At 72.9% G+C, this 16,209-nt stretch carries 17 protein-coding genes and 1 tRNA gene; 7 read left to right on the forward strand and 11 right to left on the reverse strand.

Translation table 11 applies throughout. The annotated features are described in order from the left end of the window. Positions 1-21: 21 nt before the first annotated feature. Positions 22-1,431 (reverse strand): malonyl-CoA decarboxylase, encoded by a 1,410-nt coding sequence (locus ABIC30_RS19515; RefSeq protein ID WP_020095583.1) that lies wholly within the window; start codon positions 1,429-1,431, stop codon positions 22-24. A 244-nt stretch (positions 1,432-1,675) separates the two neighbouring features. Further along, positions 1,676-1,867: a hypothetical protein gene (locus ABIC30_RS19520; protein WP_012318462.1), complete on the reverse strand. Its 192-nt coding sequence runs from the start codon at positions 1,865-1,867 to the stop codon at positions 1,676-1,678. A 332-nt stretch (positions 1,868-2,199) separates the two neighbouring features. On the opposite strand from ABIC30_RS19520, the gene ABIC30_RS19525 reads away from it, so the two are divergent. After that, the gene (locus ABIC30_RS19525) at positions 2,200-3,375 is read left to right on the forward strand and encodes an MFS transporter (RefSeq protein ID WP_354455955.1); all 1,176 of its coding nucleotides are present in this window, start codon (positions 2,200-2,202) and stop codon (positions 3,373-3,375) included. On the opposite strand, the gene cobD is transcribed toward ABIC30_RS19525, so the two are convergent. Next, the gene (cobD, locus tag ABIC30_RS19530; protein ID WP_354455956.1) at positions 3,368-4,402 is read right to left on the reverse strand and encodes a threonine-phosphate decarboxylase CobD; all 1,035 of its coding nucleotides are present in this window, start codon (positions 4,400-4,402) and stop codon (positions 3,368-3,370) included. The two genes, ABIC30_RS19525 and cobD, sit on opposite strands and share 8 nt — an antisense overlap. On the opposite strand from cobD, the gene cbiB reads away from it, so the two are divergent. Continuing rightward, positions 4,394-5,389 (forward strand): adenosylcobinamide-phosphate synthase CbiB, encoded by a 996-nt coding sequence (gene cbiB / locus ABIC30_RS19535; protein ID WP_056524805.1) that lies wholly within the window; start codon positions 4,394-4,396, stop codon positions 5,387-5,389. The genes cobD and cbiB overlap by 9 nt on opposite strands. A 175-nt stretch (positions 5,390-5,564) precedes the next feature. Next, positions 5,565-6,479 (forward strand): NAD(P)-dependent oxidoreductase, encoded by a 915-nt coding sequence (locus ABIC30_RS19540; RefSeq protein WP_091683151.1) that lies wholly within the window; start codon positions 5,565-5,567, stop codon positions 6,477-6,479. A 41-nt stretch (positions 6,480-6,520) separates the two neighbouring features. On the opposite strand, the gene ABIC30_RS19545 is transcribed toward ABIC30_RS19540, so the two are convergent. The 5 genes from ABIC30_RS19545 to cobU form a co-directional block, all read right to left on the reverse strand. Next, positions 6,521-6,697 (reverse strand): hypothetical protein, encoded by a 177-nt coding sequence (locus ABIC30_RS19545; RefSeq protein ID WP_010687019.1) that lies wholly within the window; start codon positions 6,695-6,697, stop codon positions 6,521-6,523. Positions 6,698-6,798: 101 nt separating this feature from the next. Beyond that, positions 6,799-8,145: an MFS transporter gene (locus ABIC30_RS19550; RefSeq protein ID WP_091683153.1), complete on the reverse strand. Its 1,347-nt coding sequence runs from the start codon at positions 8,143-8,145 to the stop codon at positions 6,799-6,801. Between the two features lie 78 nt (positions 8,146-8,223). Further along, positions 8,224-9,666, reverse strand: a complete 1,443-nt coding sequence (locus ABIC30_RS19555; protein ID WP_354455957.1) for a cobyric acid synthase — start codon at positions 9,664-9,666, stop codon at positions 8,224-8,226. A 35-nt stretch (positions 9,667-9,701) separates the two neighbouring features. Further along, on the reverse strand, positions 9,702-10,304 hold the full coding sequence (gene cobO / locus ABIC30_RS19560) for a cob(I)yrinic acid a,c-diamide adenosyltransferase (protein ID WP_354455958.1): 603 nt from the start codon (positions 10,302-10,304) through the stop codon (positions 9,702-9,704). Further along, positions 10,301-10,843 (reverse strand): bifunctional adenosylcobinamide kinase/adenosylcobinamide-phosphate guanylyltransferase, encoded by a 543-nt coding sequence (gene cobU / locus ABIC30_RS19565; protein WP_170863042.1) that lies wholly within the window; start codon positions 10,841-10,843, stop codon positions 10,301-10,303. Before cobU ends, cobO begins: the two co-directional genes overlap by 4 nt. Positions 10,844-11,005: 162 nt before the next feature. Here cobU and ABIC30_RS19570 point away from each other — a divergent pair. Further along, positions 11,006-11,081: transfer RNA gene (locus tag ABIC30_RS19570), tRNA-Glu, on the forward strand. Positions 11,082-11,357: 276 nt separating this feature from the next. On the opposite strand, the gene atzD is transcribed toward ABIC30_RS19570, so the two are convergent. Next, positions 11,358-12,464, reverse strand: coding sequence for a cyanuric acid amidohydrolase (gene atzD, locus ABIC30_RS19575; RefSeq protein WP_354455959.1), 1,107 nt, complete (start codon positions 12,462-12,464; stop codon positions 11,358-11,360). 331 nt (positions 12,465-12,795) lie between these two features. Here atzD and ABIC30_RS19580 point away from each other — a divergent pair, with 331 nt between their 5' ends. After that, positions 12,796-12,957 carry a hypothetical protein gene (locus ABIC30_RS19580; protein WP_020095594.1) on the forward strand — a complete coding sequence of 54 codons (162 nt, stop codon included), beginning with the start codon at positions 12,796-12,798 and terminating at the stop codon, positions 12,955-12,957. Between the two features lie 9 nt (positions 12,958-12,966). On the opposite strand, the gene ABIC30_RS19585 is transcribed toward ABIC30_RS19580, so the two are convergent. Beyond that, positions 12,967-13,911 (reverse strand): LysR family transcriptional regulator, encoded by a 945-nt coding sequence (locus ABIC30_RS19585; protein ID WP_354455960.1) that lies wholly within the window; start codon positions 13,909-13,911, stop codon positions 12,967-12,969. Between the two features lie 243 nt (positions 13,912-14,154). Between ABIC30_RS19585 and ABIC30_RS19590 the strand changes: the two genes are divergently transcribed. Together ABIC30_RS19590 and ABIC30_RS19595 are read left to right on the forward strand one after the other, a co-directional pair. Further along, entirely contained in the window at positions 14,155-14,595 is a 441-nt protein-coding gene (locus ABIC30_RS19590) for a hypothetical protein (protein ID WP_091681523.1), read from the forward strand. A gap of 82 nt (positions 14,596-14,677) precedes the next feature. Further along, positions 14,678-15,166 carry a DUF302 domain-containing protein gene (locus ABIC30_RS19595; RefSeq protein ID WP_354455961.1) on the forward strand — a complete coding sequence of 163 codons (489 nt, stop codon included), beginning with the start codon at positions 14,678-14,680 and terminating at the stop codon, positions 15,164-15,166. Positions 15,167-15,423: 257 nt separating this feature from the next. Here ABIC30_RS19595 and ABIC30_RS19600 read toward each other — a convergent pair whose 3' ends face one another. Further along, positions 15,424-16,110 (reverse strand): zinc metallopeptidase, encoded by a 687-nt coding sequence (locus ABIC30_RS19600; RefSeq protein WP_020095599.1) that lies wholly within the window; start codon positions 16,108-16,110, stop codon positions 15,424-15,426. Between the last annotated feature and the right edge of the window lie 99 nt (positions 16,111-16,209).

A 16,209-nucleotide genomic window follows, 5' to 3' on the forward strand; every position in this document is an offset into this window, starting at 1 on the left:
CGGCCCGGTGCGTCGCGACGCCTACGCCTCGGCGAGCACCACGGCCCGGGGCGGCGGCAGCTTGGCGCGCAGCTCCCGAGTCACCGCCGGGGCCGCCACCACGGTGCCGAGATTGGCGTAGGTCTCGTGGTTCCGCTCGATGGCCGCGAGGTCGTAGAGGTAGTTGACCATCAGCCCGTGGGACTGCGCCAGCCCCTTCTTGGAGGTGTCGCCCAGGAAGTTGATCCGGTCGAGGCGCGCGCCGTTGCCGAGATGGAACCGGGCCACCGGGTCGAGGGGGCGCCCGCGCTCGTTCTTGGCGCGCAGGAAATAGGCGGCCGCGGCCGGGATCAGCGCCCGGCGCACCGTCTCGGCCCGGGCCTTGTCGGCCGGCCAGGCCGGGTCGTCCAGCGCCCGCAGGGTCTCGACATCCTCGGGCAGCAGGCCCTGCGGGCTGTCGGCCCGGCGCTCCCGCGCCAGCCACGCGGCGAAGCCCGGCACCGGCGAGAGCGTCACGAAGGTCTTAAGCGTCGGGACCTCGCGGGTCAGGTCCTCGACCACCTGCTTGATCAGGAAGTTGCCGAAGGTGACGCCGGCGAGGCCCTTCTGGCAGTTCGAGATCGAGTAGAACACCGCCGTGGTGGCCGCCTGCGGCTGCAGCGGCTTGCGCTCCTGCGACAGGATCGGGGCGATCGCCGGGGCGATCTGGTCGGTGAGCGCCACCTCGACGAAGATCAGCGGCTCGTCGGCGAGCGCCGGGTGGAAGAACGCGAAGCAGCGCCGGTCCGGCGGCTCGATGCGGGCGCGCAGGTCGTCCCAGCCGGAGATGGCGTGGACCGCCTCGTAGCGGATGATCTTCTCCAGGATGTGCGCCGGCGTCGTCCAGTCGATGTGGCGCAGCACGAGGAAGCCGCGGTTGAACCATGACGCGAACAGGTGCTCGAAGTCGCAGTCGAGACTGTCGACGGCGTCCATCAGGGCGGGGTCGGCCTCGTCGCCGGCGCGCAGGGCCCGGCGCAGGTCGAACAGGTCCTCGCGCATCCGCACGAGGCTGAGCGTGCCGCCGCGGGCGAGGTTGAGGCGGCGGATCAGCTCCTGGCTGCGCGGCTCGGCGGCCTCGTGCAGGCTGCCGAGCCGGGCGCGGGAGGGCGCGGCGCGGTAGGCGGCGATCGCCTCGTCGACAGCGGCGTGGTCCGCGTCGAAGTCGAGGGCGATGGCCCGCAGGAAGGCGTGGCGCTCCGCCTGGCCGAAGCTCGCGTAGCGGTCGAGGATCAGGCGGGCCAGCGCCACCCCGGAGGCCTCGCCGCGCCGGGAGATCAGGTCCTCGCAGAGCTTGACGAGGTCGCCGGCACTCGCCCGGGACGCGATGTCGCCGCGCCCGATCCCGATCAGGTCGCGGCCGCGCTCGCTGATGGTCTGAAGCAGGTCGCCGAAGAAGGAGATCGCCGCCATGACCTTCGCACTGACCCCCGTCGACCCGAATTCGAGACGTGTCCGGTCCCGCGACGCCGGCTCGTCGGTCGGGCGCGGACGGAACGGGATCCGGACGCCGGCGGGCGTCCCGATCCGCCCGCCATTCTACGGCGCCGCGGCCGCCGCGACCAGAGCTTGACCGGTCGCGGACACGGGGCTTCCCATGTGCGGGCGCGGCACGACCATCGTGTGACGGGGGTGGTGCGGCGGATCCGGCCGGCCGTCAGAGCCGCTCGGCCACGGTGGCGAGGTCCGCCCGTTCGCGCCAGTCGCCGACGCCGTGCTGGCGGGCGAAGCGCAGCTCCGCGGCACGGCGGGCGCGCTCGGGATCGCGGGCCCGCGCGATCGCGACCGAGCCGATCGTGAACGGCACCCCGAGGATCTCCTTGGCGAAGTCGACGCGGTAGTTCGGCATCCCGTACTCCCTGCTGCGGCGGCCCGGCGCCGTTCGCACGGAACGAAACCGCCCTCTCGTTCGTAGTCCGGTCCGTAAACCTCGCGAGGCCCGGCGCCCGGCGCATCGGTCGCGGCGCCCGCCCGCATGCGGGCGGTGCCGGTTGCGTCTGTTGCATATGGTGCGCCGCCGGCTCCGGTGAAGGGGCCCGGGGCGTCCCGGCAGGGATGCATCGCCGCAGCTTGCCCGGCGGCGCGCTCCGCCCGTATCGCTCGCCGCTCCGATCGCCCTCCCCACACGGACCCGACCATGGCTCTCCCGCGGCGGCCCACCCGCCTGCCCCCGACCCGGCCGTGACCGCACCCCTCGACGCGAAGGCCCGGCTCGGCCTGACGCTGATCGCCGGCGGGGCCGTGGCCAACATCTACTACAACCAGCCGCTGCTCGGCCTGATCGTGGCCGAGTTCGGCGACCGCGCCGCCCTGTGGGTGCCGACCACGGCCCTGGTCGGCTACGGGCTCGGCATCGTCGGGCTCGTGCCGCTCGGCGACGCCCTGCCGCGCCGCGCCCTGATCGTGGGGCAGTGCCTCGGCCTCGCCCTGGCCCTGCTCGCCGTGGGCCTCGCGCCGAACCTCGCCTGCCTCGCGCTCGCCCATCTGGTGGTCGGCGTGCTGTCCTGCGCGGCCCAGCAGGCGGTCCCGTTCGCGGCCGAGCTCGCCCCGGACGCGAGCCGCGGGCGGATCGTCGGCCAGGTCATGACCGGGCTCCTCACCGGCATCCTGCTCGCCCGCACGGCGAGCGGCTTCCTCGGGGCGCATCTCGGCTGGCGGCCTGTCTTCCTCGTCGCGTCCGTGGTGGCGCTCGCCATGGCGGGCATCGCGCGGGCCACCCTCCCCCACACAGTGCAGACGCACCCGCTGCGCTACCGCGCCCTGATGCTGTCGATCCTCCACCTCGCCCGCACGCAGCCGGTGCTGCGCACGGCGAGCCTGTCGCAGGCGCTGCTGTTCGCGGGCTTCAACGCCTTCTGGGCGACCCTGGCCCTGCTGGTCGAGGCGCCGCCCTTCGGCCTCACCGCCGCCGGGGCCGGGCTGTTCGGCGTGATCGGCGTCTGCGGGGCCTTCGTGGCGCCGATCTCGGGCCGCTTCACCGACCGGCGGGGCGCGAAGCCCGTGGTCCTCGGCGGCAGCCTGCTGGTCGCCCTGTCCTTCGTGGTGCTCTGGGCGGGGGGCACGTGGTCGCTCGCCGCGGTGGCGCTCGGCGTGCTGCTCATCGACATCGGCATGAACGGCGCGCTCATCGCCAACCAGACCCGCGCCTACGCGCTGGTCCCGGGCGCGCGGGGCCGCATCAACACCGTGCTGTTCACGACCCTGTTCGTGTTCGGGGCGCTCGGCGCCTATGCCGGCTCGCAGGCCTTCCTGCTCGTGGGCTGGCCGGGCGTCTGCGCGGTCGGCCTCGCCTTCTCGGCGCTGGCCGTGATCGTGGCGGCCCGCGACCCGCATCCGCCGGGGGCCCGGGCTACCTGAGTACCCGCGACAGCCGGCACCAGCCCGCCCTGTCGGGCGGAAGTCCGAAGCGCAGGCGCTCCGGGCGCCCGGCGAAGCGCCGCACCGCGATGCCGGCCGCCGCCAGCCGCCGGTAGAGGTCCGGCCCGTCGGGGAAATCGGCGGTCCGGAACAGGCAGGTGCCGCCGACGATCCGGCCGCCTGCGCGGGCGATCATCCGGTCGAGGCGGCCCGCATCCGCGGCCCGGGCGCGGGCGGCCTCAGCGCGCCAGCCCGCGTCCGACAGGGCCGCGCGCCCGATCGCCAGGGCCGGGCCCGACACCGCCCAGGGGCCCAGCGCCGCGGCGATCCGGGCCGCCGTGCCGGGCTCGGCGACCGCGAAGCCGAGGCGCAGGCCGGCGAGCCCGTAGGTCTTGCCGAAGGAGCGCAGCACCACGGTGCCGGGCCCCGAGTCCGGTGCGGAGACGTGCGGGCACAGGCTCTCCACCGGCTCGAGGTCGGCGAAGGCCTCGTCGGCGACCAGCAGGCCGCCGCGCCGGCCGAGTGCCGCGGCGAGCGCCCGGCGCTCGGCCAGGGGATGGGTCCGCCCGTCCGGGTTGTTGGGATCGACGATCACCGCCACCCGGGCCGCGCCGAGGGCGTCGACGCTCGAAACCTCCGCCACCGCGTGCCCGGCCCGCGCCCAGGCGGCGGCGTGCTCGGCGTAGGTCGGCCCGAGAACCGCGACCCGGGTCGGGGCCAGGAGCCGGGGCAGGGTCTCGATCAGGACCTGCGTGCCGGGCGCGGGCACGACGTGGTCGGCGTCCGGCGCGCCGTAGGCCGCGGCGGCGGCCTCCCGGAGCGCGCGGACCTCGGCGGCCTCGGGCAGGCGCGCCCAGGCGCTGGCCTCCAGCGCGGGCACGGGATAGGGGACCGGGTTGATCCCCGTCGAGAGGTCGAGCCAGGGCTCCGGCGCGTCGGGAAAGGCTTGTCGGAGCCCGCCGAGATCGCCGCCATGCGCGATCGGGGCGGCCTCACGCGCGGGAACGCTCCACACCGAATGGTCCATCTGCCCGGTACGTTCGCCGACACGCTCGCCGTCCTCGCCGTCGCCCTCGGGATCGAGGCGGCGGCCGGCTATCCCGACGCGCTCTACAGGGCGGCCGGTCACCCTGTCACCTGGATCGGCCGGCTGATCACCGCCCTGGAGCGCGGCCTCAACCGCGGCTCGGCGCGCCGGCGGCGGGTCGCCGGCTGCGCCGCGCTGGCGCTGCTCCTCGCCGCGGTCGGCTCGGCCGCCCTCGCCGTCACGGCGCTGGCGGGGCTCGCCGGCCCCCTCCCCGCTCTGCTCCTCCTCGGCCTGCTCGGCGCGAGCCTGCCGGCGCAGCGCAGCCTGCACCAGCACGTCGCCGCCGTGGAGACGGCCCTGCGCGCGGGCGGCCTGGAGGCCGGGCGCCGGGCCGTGGCGATGATCGTGGGGCGCGACCCCGACCGCCTCGACGAGGCGGCTGTCTGCCGGGCCGCGATCGAGAGCCTAGCGGAGAACTTCTCCGACGGGATCGTGGCGCCGGCCTTCTGGATCGGCTGCCTCGGCCTGCCGGGGGGTGCCCTCTACAAGGCGGTCAACACCGCCGACAGCATGATCGGCCACCGCAGCCCGCGCTACGCCGCCTTCGGCTGGGCGGCGGCCCGGCTCGACGACGGCGTGAACCTGCCGGCCTCCCGGCTCGCGGGCCTGCTGATCGCCGGGGCGGCGGCCCTGCGCGGCGCCGACGCGCGCGGGGCGCTCCGGGCCATGGCCCGGGACGCGCGCCGGCACCGCTCGCCCAATGCCGGCTGGCCCGAATCCGCCATGGCGGGGGCGCTCGGCCTGCGGCTCGCGGGGCCGCGGGTCTACGACGGCACCCTCGTCCCGGACGCCCATATGGGCGACGGCCGGGACGCCGCCACGGCCGACGACATCGCCCGGGCGCTGGCCCTCTACCGCACCGCCTGCTGGCTGCAGGGCGGGCTCGTGCTGGCGCTCCTCGCGCTCTGCCTGTCGCTCACCGGCTGAGCCGTCCTCGCGAGCGGAGCGAAGCGCGCCAGGGCCGCGCGACCTCTGAGATCGTGGCGCCGACGGGATCGCTTCGCTCCGCTCGCAGAGACGGCGGCAATTCCCGATCGGGCCTTGGCACGGCCCGCGCACCGGACGCATCGTGGCCGGACGGGGCTGGATGAGGGAGACGCCGATGCGTGCCGTGTTCGTGGATGCCAGCGAGACCCTGGCGGCGGTGGCCCGGCGGCTGCTGCGGCCGGACGATCCGCCCTTCGCGATCCACGCGGATCCCGGAATCGCGCCGCAGGACCTGCCCGCGATCCTCGACGGCGCCGAGACCGCGGTGATCGACCACACCGCCCTCCCCCTCGACGTGGCCCGGGCCTGCGCGGGCCTGAAGCACGTCGTGTTCCTCGGCACCGGCGCCCGCAGCTACATGGACCCGGAGGCGCTCCGGGACGCCCTCGGCGTCACCGTCCACACCATCAAGGGCTACGGCGACACGGCGGTCGCCGAGTGCGCCTTCGCGCTGATGTGGGCCGCCGCCCGCGGCCTGCCCGAGATGGACCGGGCGATGCGCGCCGGATCCTGGCTGCGCACCGAGGGGATCCAGCTCACCGGCAAGACCGTCGGCCTCGTCGGGTTCGGCGGGATCGCGGCCGAGATGGCGCGCCTCTGCCGGGGCGCGGGCATGCGGGTGCTCGCCTGGAACCGGACCCCGAAGACCCATCCCGGCGTCGACTTCGTCCCGCTCGACCGCCTGCTCGCCGAGAGCGACGTGGTCTCGCTCCACCTGCTCCTGACCGACGCGACGCGCGGCTTCCTGTCGGCCGCGCGGATCGCCGCGATGAAGCCCGGCGCGATGCTGATCAACACCGCCCGCGGGGCGGTGCTCGACGAGGACGCCCTGGTCGCGGCCCTGCGCACCGGCCACGTGGCGCGGGCCGGGCTCGACGTGTTCACCGTCGAGCCCCTGCCGGCGGATCACCCGCTGGCGCACCTGCCCAGCGTCACCCTGTCGGCGCACTCGGCATTCCGCACGCCCGAGGCGAGCGACAACCTGATCGGCGCCGCCCTCGACCATTGCCGGCGGATCGCCGCCGGCTGACAGCTGCGCCGCGGGAGCGGCCGCCCCGGTGCCCGGCTCTCCTAGTGCTCGGTGCCCTGCATGTTCGGGCGCGGCTCGCCGCCGTGGTGGTGGATCACGCTGGAGCGCTCCGGGCTCCCCTTCGCGTCGGCGACCTGCTTCCGGGCCGCGGCGGCCAGGAACCAGATGCCGCCGAGCGTCCCGAAGGCGAGGATCATGAGCGGAAATCCCTGACTCATCGCGGTGCCCTCCTCGACGATGGCCCGCGGGCTTGCGGGTCTGCATCATCCTGCCGGTCGTGCCGGCCTGAGGAAGGATAACGCACGAATCCGGACCGTGTTCAGGCCGGTCTCGCGGCCGTCGGCATCGCCCGCCGCGCCGCGTCGCGGCGCAGGGCAGAGAGCACCACGAACATGAGGCCGGCCCCCACGGCGAGGCAGGCGGCCAGGAACAGCATCGGCACGAGGTCGCTCTGGGTCTGGTCGCGGATGAACGGTACGGCGTTCTGGGCGACGAAGCCGCCGAGATTGCCGACCGAATTGATCGCCGCGATCCCGGCGGCCGCCGAGGCACCGCGCAGGAACGTCCCGGGCATCGACCAGAAGACCGGCTGGGCGGCGAAGGTCCCGGCCGCAGCCACGCACAGGCAGGCGAACTTCACGGCGTTGCCCGGCAGGACGACGGAGAGCGCGAGGCCCGCCGCCCCGACCAGCGCCGGCCCGACCACGTGCCAGGTCAGGGCGTTGCCCTGCGCCCCCGTGCGGGCGGCGTGGCGCGGCACCCACCACAGGGCGAAGGCCGTGGCGAGCCACGGGATGATGTTGAGGAAGCCGTTGGTGAGGTTCGAGACGCCGAAGCCCTTGACCACGGTGGGGAGCCAGTAGCCCAGGCCGTAGGCGGCGAGCGGCAGGGAGACGTAGACCCCGGCGAGCATCAGCACCCGCCGGTCGAGGAGCGCCGCGAACGGGTTGCCGTGGTCGACGTGGCCGCCGTCCTCGCGCTCGGCCCGGAGCGTGCGGGCGAGCCAGTCGCGCTGGGCCTGCGACAGCCAGGGGGCGGTCTCGGGGCCGTCCGGCAGGACGAACAGCACCACCGCGGCCATGAGGATCGCCGGCGCGCCGGTGGCCAGGAACACCCACTGCCAGCCCTGGAGGCCGAGGAGCCCATCGAGGCCCAGCAGCGCGCCGCCGATCGCCGCACCGACCGCGTTGGCGATGGCGCTGGCGATCATGAACCAGCCGATCATCCGCGCCCGGTGCGCTTGCGGGAACCACAGGGTCAGCGCGAACAGCACGCCGGGGAAGAAGCCGGCCTCGGCGGCGCCGAGCAGGAAGCGCAGCACGTAGAACATCGCCGTGCCCTGGGTGAAGCCCAGCAGGACGGTGACGATCCCCCAGGTGATCATGATCCGGGCGAACCAGATCCGCGCGCCGACCCGCTCCAGGAAGACGTTGGCCGGCACCTCGAACAGGAAGTAGCCGAGGAAGAACAGCGAGGCCCCGAGCCCGTAGGCGGTCTCGGAGAGGCCGAGGCTGCCGACCATCTCCAGCTTGGCGTAGGAGACGTTCTGCCGGTCGATATAGGCGATCAGGTAGAGCAGGCCGAGGAGCGGCATCAGCCGCAGGGTCACGGTCCGGACGGTGCTCGCGGCGAGATCCTCCCCGGCGGGGGACGGCGTGGGCGGCATGGGGCGTTCCTCCGGGGGCGTGCGGCCCTTCGTGGCGGGGCCGGCATAACACAGAGTAATCCCTGGCCCGCGCCCCGCCTACCGGGCAAGCGCCAGGAGGCGGTCGCAGTCGACATGGGCCGCGATGTGTCGCGCGAGGCCGTCCAGCGCCGCCTCGACCCCGGCCTCGTAGCCGGCGCCCGCCGAGACGGTGCCCAGGCGCGCGAGCCATGCCGCCCGCTGGGCGTCGTCGGCGAAGAGGCCGTGCACGTAGGTCCCGGCCACGCGCCCGTCCGCCGAGACCGCCCCGTCCGGGCGCCCGTCGGCGAGGCGCAGCAGCGGCCGGGCCGCGTCGGGGCCCGCGGTCGCGCCGATATGCATCTCGTAGCCGGAGAACGGCACGCCGTCGGGCAGGCTCGTGCCGGTGACGGCGGCCAGGCGCTTCTCGGGCGACATCACGGTGTCGACGGCGAGGAGCCCGAGGCCCTCCACGGTGCGCGGCGCCCCCTCGATCCCGTGCGGGTCGGCGAGGCTCTTTCCGAGCATCTGGTAGCCGCCGCACAGGCCGAGCACCCGGCCGCCCCGGCGGATATGGGCGCGCAGGTCGACGTCCCAGCCCTCGGCGCGGAAGAAGTCCAGATCGTCGATCGTCGTCTTCGACCCCGGCAGCAGCACGAGGGCGGCCCCGGCGGGGATCGGCGTTCCGGGCCGGACCAGCACCACCGACACGTTCGGCTCCGCCCGCAACGGGTCGAGGTCGTCGAAATTGGCGATGCGCGGCAGCACCGGCACCGCCACCGTGACGGAGCCGGGCCCGCGCGACTCCGAGCCGGCGAGGCCCAGCACGTCCTCGGCCGGCAGGCGCGCCGCGTCGGGGAAGTGCGGCACGAGGCCGAGCGCCGCCCAGCCGGTGCGCTCGGCGATCAGGCGCATCCCGTCGGCGAACAGGCTCGGATCGCCGCGGAACCGGTTGACGAGGAAGCCGGCGACCATCGCGGCGTCCGCCGGGTCGATCACGGCCTTCGTGCCGACGAGGCTCGCGATCACGCCGCCCCGGTCGATGTCGCCGACCAGCACCACCGGCGTGTCGGTGGCCCGGGCGAAGCCCATATTGGCGATGTCGCCCGCGCGGAGGTTTATTTCCGACGCCGAGCCCGCGCCTTCGACCAGAACCAAGTCGGCCTCGTCCGCGAGCTGGGAGAAGCTGTCGAGGACGGCGGACATCAGCCGGGGCTTCCAGGCCTGGTAGTCGCGCGCCTTCACGGTGGCGACCATCCGGCCCTGCACGACCACCTGGGAGCCGACCTCGCTCTGCGGCTTCAGCAGGACCGGGTTCATGTGCACGGAGGGTGCCACCCGGGCGGCTCGGGCCTGGAGCGCCTGCGCCCGGCCGATCTCGCCGCCGTCGGCGGTGACGGCGGCGTTGTTCGACATGTTCTGCGGCTTGAACGGCCGGACCTTCAGGCCCCGCTCCGTGAAGGCGCGCGCCAGCCCCGCCACGATCAGGGACTTGCCGACATCGGAGCCGGTGCCCTGGATCATCAGGGCCTTCTTGGGCGCCGTCGCGCGCGGCGGGCTCAGAACTCGATCCCTTCCTGCGCCTTCACGCCGGCGGCGAAGTGGTGCTTGACGCTGCCCATCTCGGTGACGAGGTCGGCGGCCTCGACCAGGGCCGGCTTGGCGTTGCGGCCGGTGACCACGACGTGCAGGTCCGGCCGGCGCGCGCGGAGGGCGGCGACGACGGCATCGAGGTCGAGGTACTCGTAGCGCAGCGCGATGTTGAGCTCGTCGAGGACGAGCAGGCGGATCGTGGGATCGGCCATCAGGCCCTCGGCGACCGCCCAGGCGTGGCGGCAGGCGGCGACGTCGCGCGCCTTGTCCTGGGTCTCCCAGGTGAATCCCTCCCCGAGGGTGTGCCACACGACCCTCTCGCCGAAGGCCGCCACGGCGTGGCGCTCGCCGGTGTCCCAGCCGCCCTTGATGAACTGCACCATGCCGACCCGCCAGCCGCGGCCGAGCGCCCGCAGCATCAGCCCCAGGGCCGCCGTGCTCTTGCCCTTGCCGGGGCCGGTATGGACGAGGAGCAGGCCCTTCTCGAGGGTTTTGCCCGCGACCTCGGCGTCCTGGACGGCCTTGCGCTTCTCCATCTTCTCGCGGTGGCGCGCGGCGTCGTCGCTCATGCGGAGGCTCCTGTCTCAGAGGTTCGCGGCTTCACGACCAGCGGCAGGCCGGCCACGGTCAGGACGACCCGGTCGGCCCGCGCGGCGAGCTGCTGGTGGAGGCGGCCGGCGGCGTCGCGGAATCGCCGGGCGAGGGCGTTGTCGGGGACGATCCCGAGCCCGACCTCGTTGCCGACCAGCACGAGCGGGCCCGGGGCGTCGGCGCAGGCGGCGAGGAGCCGCGCCGACGCCTCCGCCACGTCGGCCTCCGCCAGGATCAGGTTGGTGAGCCAGAGCGTGAGGCAGTCGACCAGGACCGGTCCCTCGGCCTCGGCGACCGCCTCCGGCAGCGCGAGCGGCACGTCGCGGGTGCGCCAGGCGCCGCCGCGCCGCGCGCGGTGCTGGGCGATGCGGTCGACCATCTCGTCGTCGAAGGCCTGGGCGGTGGCGAGATAGAGCCACGGGCCGGGGCAGGCTTCGATCAGCCCCTCCGCGTAGGCGCTCTTGCCGGACCGCGCCCCGCCGAGGACGAGGGTCATGCGAGGGGTGGGCTGGGGCATGGCTCTCCATCGCCCCAACCCGGTGCGCGGTCAAACCCAGGACCGACAGAGTCAGGGTCTGTGACCTCAGGACCTGCAAACTCGGGACCTGTGGCACCTGTGCCGCGCCTGGACGGTTGCCGGGCGTCTCCGGTCCGACTATAGAACCCCGGCCCAGCCAGAGCGCCCTTCGTCTAGCGGTCCAGGACGTCGCCCTTTCACGGCGAAAACACGGGTTCGATTCCCGTAGGGCGCGCCAACAAAATCAAGCGCTTGGCTGCATCTGGCGGCCTGCCTAGCTTGTATTGGGAAAAATTCGCGGCGAAATGGCTCCTGCCGTGTCCCCGTGGCTTGGCCTGTTCTTCATCGCCCTTGGATGCGCAGGCCGATTTCGCTGTTGCGGCCTTGCGCCCACTCTCGCAGCCTGATTTTCACCAACGGGCGGTTGCAGAGGGCCGGTGCAGGGCACCGGTCGAACGGCTTTGTCCCTGACTCTCGGCAATGCGGACGCACTTCTGCTTCCCCGCCCCCGGCTTCAGTCCCTCACGCGGGCGATGACCGCTACCGGGCCGCCGCCATCCGGCCCCTGATGCTCAGCGCCGCCGGAGACGAAGAGGTCCGTCCGGCCGATCGCCGCGGCGGCCACGCCGCCGACCAGGGCGCGGGCGTGCCGGGTGGCGTTGATATCGCTGTCGTCGTTCATGATGTGGCGCCGTCCCCGGATCAGGCCGTCATGGGAGGGCTCGGCTTTGGCGAGCAGGGCGATCACGCGCTCCGCCTCAGGAGGCGGCAACTGCCCCGCCTCCAGGAAGCCGAGGTCGGTGAGCACCCGCCGAATCGCGGACAGGTCGATGCCGTCGTCCATAACCCGGTGGGCGATGGCGAGCGGGCCGGTCCAGCCCTGGGCGTTGCCGAGCACGATGATCTCGTTGCGCATCAGCTCGATCCCCGCCGAGCAACTGGCGCGGCCGGAGAAGAGATCGCGTCGGGTGCCGATGGCGGAATCCGCGAGATGTTCGCGGTCGACCTCTCCGAGGGCGAGCGCGATGCCGAGCGCCGAGGCGCCGCGGGATAAGCCCATCGAGGCGTAGGTGTCGTGTGTGGCGACGCCGTGGCCCCGGGCGGCCGCCTCGGCGATCCGAGCGCTCGTCAGGAGCGGGCACTTCACCTGCACGAAATGCACGTCGGCGGGATCGGTGAGTCCCGCCTCTGCCATGGCCCGGCCGACCGCCGCCGCAGTCGCCTCGACCTGCGCCATCCGGCCGATCTCCTCCGCCCGGAACTCCTGGGTGAAGGCCGTGCCGATGGCGAGCGCCTTGCCCTCCGGCACCGCGGGGCCTTCACGCCGGGCGAGGACGAGGAAGTGCGGCGACAGCCCGCCTTCGGTGCCGCCGGACATGACGAGGGCGATCCGCGCTCCGACCTCCGCCGCCGTACAGCCGAGGACGGTGGCGAGCGCCGTCTCCAGGGCCATCACCGCGAGCTGCCGGGTGAAGTCATTCACGCAGCCGTTGCCCTCGGTCTTGCCGAAGATCGCGACGATCTCGGTCGCGTCCACCGCCCCGGAGGCGACGAGGCCCATCACCTCGGAGACGTCGGCGGGATGCTGCGCGGGCACGCGGAAGACGAGGCATTCGGGCATGGGGGAACCGGGGTGGAACAAGAAGGGGCGCCCCCCTTCCATTGGGGCGATCCCGTCGTCTGTCCGCGTCCAGCGACGACAGAAACCGGCACGATCAGGTGGCCAGCACGGGCAAGCACAGACCGGACCATCTTCGGAGAATCCCCGAGCCTTCTACCGCGCGGGAGAAGCAACGCGTTGATCGGCTCCCGACGCCGAACCAGCAGGATGGCCCAATCTGTGGTAGAAGCAGATCGTCTCTAGACCACTCCATGCCGCCGTTCCGGTAGCGACCCTGGCTGTGTCGAAACCTCGATGGTGGTAGCTTTGTCCGGCACGCCCGGGGGGCGGCATGGAACGGTTCGTTGTCGGCGCCGAGCGCGATCAGACGACGCTGTTCCCGCCTTATCTCGAAGATCGGATCGCCGAGGACAACCCTGTCCGGGTCGTCGATGCCTTTGCTGCCTCCAGGGGCACCCAAACGGAAAGGTGGCTCAGGGACCGAGAGGCGTGAGGCTACGAGCTACACCGCGTCTTCGCGGGCGCTACCGGCCTCTCGTCCCAGGCGAACCATGACCTCCCGCAGCCAGCGATGGGCGGGATCGCGGTCATAGGAGGCGTGCCACAGCATGGAGATGACGATCTCCCCGGTCGGCACCGGGACGGGGCTCGTCGCCAGGCCGAGTTGGGTCGCGAAGGTGGTGGCCAGCTCGTCGGCCATCGTGGCGATCAAGGGCGCGGCCTGCACGTGAAACGGCACGGTGGCGAAGCGCGGCGTCGTCGCCGCCAGCCTCCGCGTCCGGCCCACCTTCGCGAGCGCCTCGTCCACCACCCCCGGGCCGACGCCGGTCAGGTACGTCAGGATGTGCGGGAAGCGGACGAAGTCGTCGAGCGAGAGCGGACCGCTCACGCCGAGCAGCCGGGGATTGAACAGGCTCAGGAAGCCGAAGCGATAGAGCGGCCGGACCTTGTGGTGGACCTGGCCCTCGGAGATCATGCCGACGGCCATGTCGATCCTGTCGGCGTCGAGGTCCCGCAGCACGCTCCCGTAATCGAGGCCGACCAAGTGCAGGCGGATGCCGGGCGCCTCGCATGCGAGGAACGCGAGCAGGCGCGGGATGAGACGTACCTCGACGCTGCCGGGAATGGCGAGCGTGAAGGACCGCTCGACCTGCGAGGGGGCAAAGTCGTCCTCCCGGAGGACGATGCCCTGGAATTGGCGCAGGGCGGCGCGGACCGGCTCGACGAGGGCGAGCGACCGCGGTGTCGGGCGCATGCCGTCCGGCGTGCGCGTCAGGAGCTCGTCGCCGAGGAGCCTGCGCAGGCGGGCAAGGCTGCTGCTCATGGCGGATTGCGTGATGCCGACCTTCGCGGCAGCGCGCGTGACGCTGCTCTCGGTCAGGAGTGCGTCCAGCGCCACGACCAAGTTCAGGTCGATGCCCGCGAGGTCACGGTGCTTGATCGTCATGGTCAGGTCCGCCGGTGGCTCGCGACCATGGTCTCGGCGACCGGACAATGCGGCATCCGACCGAGCGAGACCATCAGGCTTCCGAGCCGCATCGGCCGCGCCGTCGCGGCCGTCGAAAACCGAACCATCATTTACGGCGTAGATACTGGGTATCAATCGCATCTGTTTGATGAATGCGCCTCCCGGCCGCATCTCCTCCTCATCGAAAGACGGGCCACCCCGTCACACCGAGAGGATCGAGAGATGACCCACCCTACCATCACCCTCACCGCCGCCCTGACGATGACCGTGGCGTCCCTCCTGCCGGCCGCCGCGTCGGAGGTGACCCTCGACACCGCCGCGCACGGCGCATTCTCCGTCCCCGCCGTCATCGGCGCGGCCCACCATACGCCGGGTCTCGCGCTGAGTGCCGCCGACGTCCGTGCGCAGGGTGGTCTCCTCGTACCGGCCCTCACGCGCTGGCAGGAGGCTCGGCCGGCCATCGCCTCCGTCGAGCCCTTCAAGGCGCCCGCCACCATCACCGTGGCCTATCGGAGCCGAGACGTCGCGACGCATGCCGCGCAGGTCCTCAAGCAGGGGGGCTTCGCGACCGCGGGCGTCGTCCGGTGGCTGCCCGACGCGCCTGTTGCGGTCGAGGCCAACACGAACACGGTCAAGCTCGGGTCGCTTGAGGCCATGAACTGAGCGAGCACGCGGACAGGCCGAGGACGAGCAGTCGAGGCCCGCCCGGCGAGCCGCCCGCTGCATGAAGTCAGGAGATCAGATCATGTCCGACCACTTCGCGTCGACCGAAATCGCGGTCGAGCACGTCACCCTTTCCTCGGCCAAGTCTTTCGAGGCGGTCCGATCCGCCTTGGAGGCTTCGGTGCCCGTCATCGACCTCGATTACGCCACGCTCCTGAAGGCTGGACGAGTGGACGAGGCGCGCGACCTCCTCGAACGGCAGGCGCCGCTCTCGATCTTCGGCTCCCGAGACCATGGCGATGTGCTGCGCACCGCCGGGTTGAGCCGCAAGGCCGTCCAGTACGACATCGGCAACCCGCTGACGGCCGCGTCGATGACCCGGCACGCCGTTTCTGCCGCCTTGTACGCGCCGATCCGGGTGCTTCTGCGTGAGGATTCCGAGGGTGGCGTCGCCTTCGAGTACGACCGCCCGGTCAGCACCTTCGGCCAGTTCGCGAATCCGCAGGTCGACCGCGTCGCTGGCGAACTCGATGAACTGCTTCGGAGCACGCTCGCCGCGGCCGCCGCGTGAGGTGAGGCGCTCGAGAACGCCGCGGATCGGTGCCGAGTGTCTCCGTTCCGCGGGGCGCGCCGTGACGCGGCAGCTCTGTTCCACGCGCGGTTCCGACGCTTGTTCGGCTTCACGGCAGCTTCGGCCGCGACCAGACCGTCTCAAAGCCACCCCTCCGAGACGTTCGAGCGGTCGTTCGGTGGTGACAGAGGCTGGCTGATCGAAGGCAACCCGCTCGCGGCCGAGCAGAGCAGGAGCGGACGCGCGTTTGGTAGGTCTCAGAACCGGAGGAGTCGCCGGAAGCGGGCGATGTTCACGAGCGACACGAGGGACGAGGCCACGTAGGTGAGGGCTGCGGCGCGCAGTACGGTGCGGGCGCCACGCATGTCGTCAGCGTCGAGGAAGCGGCCCGTTTCCAGGATGGGCAGAGCCCGGCGGTAGCTCGCATCGAGCTCGACGGGCAGCGTCAAGAGGTGAAACACGAGGCGAACGCTGAGGAGCGCGATGCCGAACCCGACCTGCAGGGTGAGCAGGGCGGGGGATTTGATGACGGCGAGCATGATGGGCGCGGTCATCATCACCAAGCCTGCGGCAAGCTCGAAGCCCTGCACGACCGGCGCGAAGGTCACCCGCGCCGCGAGCAGCCGGTCCCCCGCCGCGTGCTGGAGCGCGTGGGAGACCTCATGTGCCGCCACCGCGACCGCCGTGATGGAGCGGCCCTCATGGTTCTCCGGCGACAGGCGCACGACGTTCGCGACCGGATCGTAGTGGTCGGCCTGCGCGATCTCGACGGGAACGTGCTCGAGCCGTGCCAGGTCGAGCAGATGGCGGGCAAGCTCGCCACCGGTCCCGGGCAGGTCCGGCCTCTCGGTGGCGTGTTGCCGCATCACCCGGCGCACCCACCACTGGGGGCCGAACACGAGACCGAACAGCAGGGCGGCGCCGAGCGCCAGGAGGATCGGCATACCGGGTATGTAGGCGCGGGGCCGAATCCGTGGAAGCGCGGCGCTGGCTCGACCGCTGGAGCCACAGTCGTGGATCGACTGGTGGCTGAGGCGTTCGCG

Origin of the sequence: Methylobacterium sp. 1030 (assembly GCF_040544715.1) — a bacterium.
Lineage (GTDB): Bacteria > Pseudomonadota > Alphaproteobacteria > Rhizobiales > Beijerinckiaceae > Methylobacterium.

Excerpts from the sequence above, each read along its gene's own strand:
- ABIC30_RS19520 (WP_012318462.1), bottom strand. The coding sequence starts at position 1,867 with ATGCCGAACTACCGCGTCGACTTCGCCAAGGAGATCCTCGGGGTGCCG.
- ABIC30_RS19590 (WP_091681523.1), top strand. The coding sequence starts at position 14,155 with ATGACCCACCCTACCATCACCCTCACCGCCGCCCTGACGATGACCGTG.
- ABIC30_RS19540 (WP_091683151.1), top strand. The coding sequence starts at position 5,565 with ATGCGTGCCGTGTTCGTGGATGCCAGCGAGACCCTGGCGGCGGTGGCC.
- cobU (WP_170863042.1), bottom strand. The coding sequence starts at position 10,843 with ATGCCCCAGCCCACCCCTCGCATGACCCTCGTCCTCGGCGGGGCGCGG.
- ABIC30_RS19555 (WP_354455957.1), bottom strand. The coding sequence starts at position 9,666 with ATGATCCAGGGCACCGGCTCCGATGTCGGCAAGTCCCTGATCGTGGCG.
- ABIC30_RS19545 (WP_010687019.1), bottom strand. The coding sequence starts at position 6,697 with ATGAGTCAGGGATTTCCGCTCATGATCCTCGCCTTCGGGACGCTCGGC.
- ABIC30_RS19595 (WP_354455961.1), top strand. The coding sequence starts at position 14,678 with ATGTCCGACCACTTCGCGTCGACCGAAATCGCGGTCGAGCACGTCACC.
- ABIC30_RS19585 (WP_354455960.1), bottom strand. The coding sequence starts at position 13,911 with ATGACGATCAAGCACCGTGACCTCGCGGGCATCGACCTGAACTTGGTC.
- ABIC30_RS19515 (WP_020095583.1), bottom strand. The coding sequence starts at position 1,431 with ATGGCGGCGATCTCCTTCTTCGGCGACCTGCTTCAGACCATCAGCGAG.
- cbiB (WP_056524805.1), top strand. The coding sequence starts at position 4,394 with ATGGTCCATCTGCCCGGTACGTTCGCCGACACGCTCGCCGTCCTCGCC.
- atzD (WP_354455959.1), bottom strand. The coding sequence starts at position 12,464 with ATGCCCGAATGCCTCGTCTTCCGCGTGCCCGCGCAGCATCCCGCCGAC.
- ABIC30_RS19600 (WP_020095599.1), bottom strand. The coding sequence starts at position 16,110 with ATGCCGATCCTCCTGGCGCTCGGCGCCGCCCTGCTGTTCGGTCTCGTG.
- ABIC30_RS19550 (WP_091683153.1), bottom strand. The coding sequence starts at position 8,145 with ATGCCGCCCACGCCGTCCCCCGCCGGGGAGGATCTCGCCGCGAGCACC.
- cobO (WP_354455958.1), bottom strand. The coding sequence starts at position 10,304 with ATGAGCGACGACGCCGCGCGCCACCGCGAGAAGATGGAGAAGCGCAAG.
- ABIC30_RS19580 (WP_020095594.1), top strand. The coding sequence starts at position 12,796 with ATGGAACGGTTCGTTGTCGGCGCCGAGCGCGATCAGACGACGCTGTTC.
- cobD (WP_354455956.1), bottom strand. The coding sequence starts at position 4,402 with ATGGACCATTCGGTGTGGAGCGTTCCCGCGCGTGAGGCCGCCCCGATC.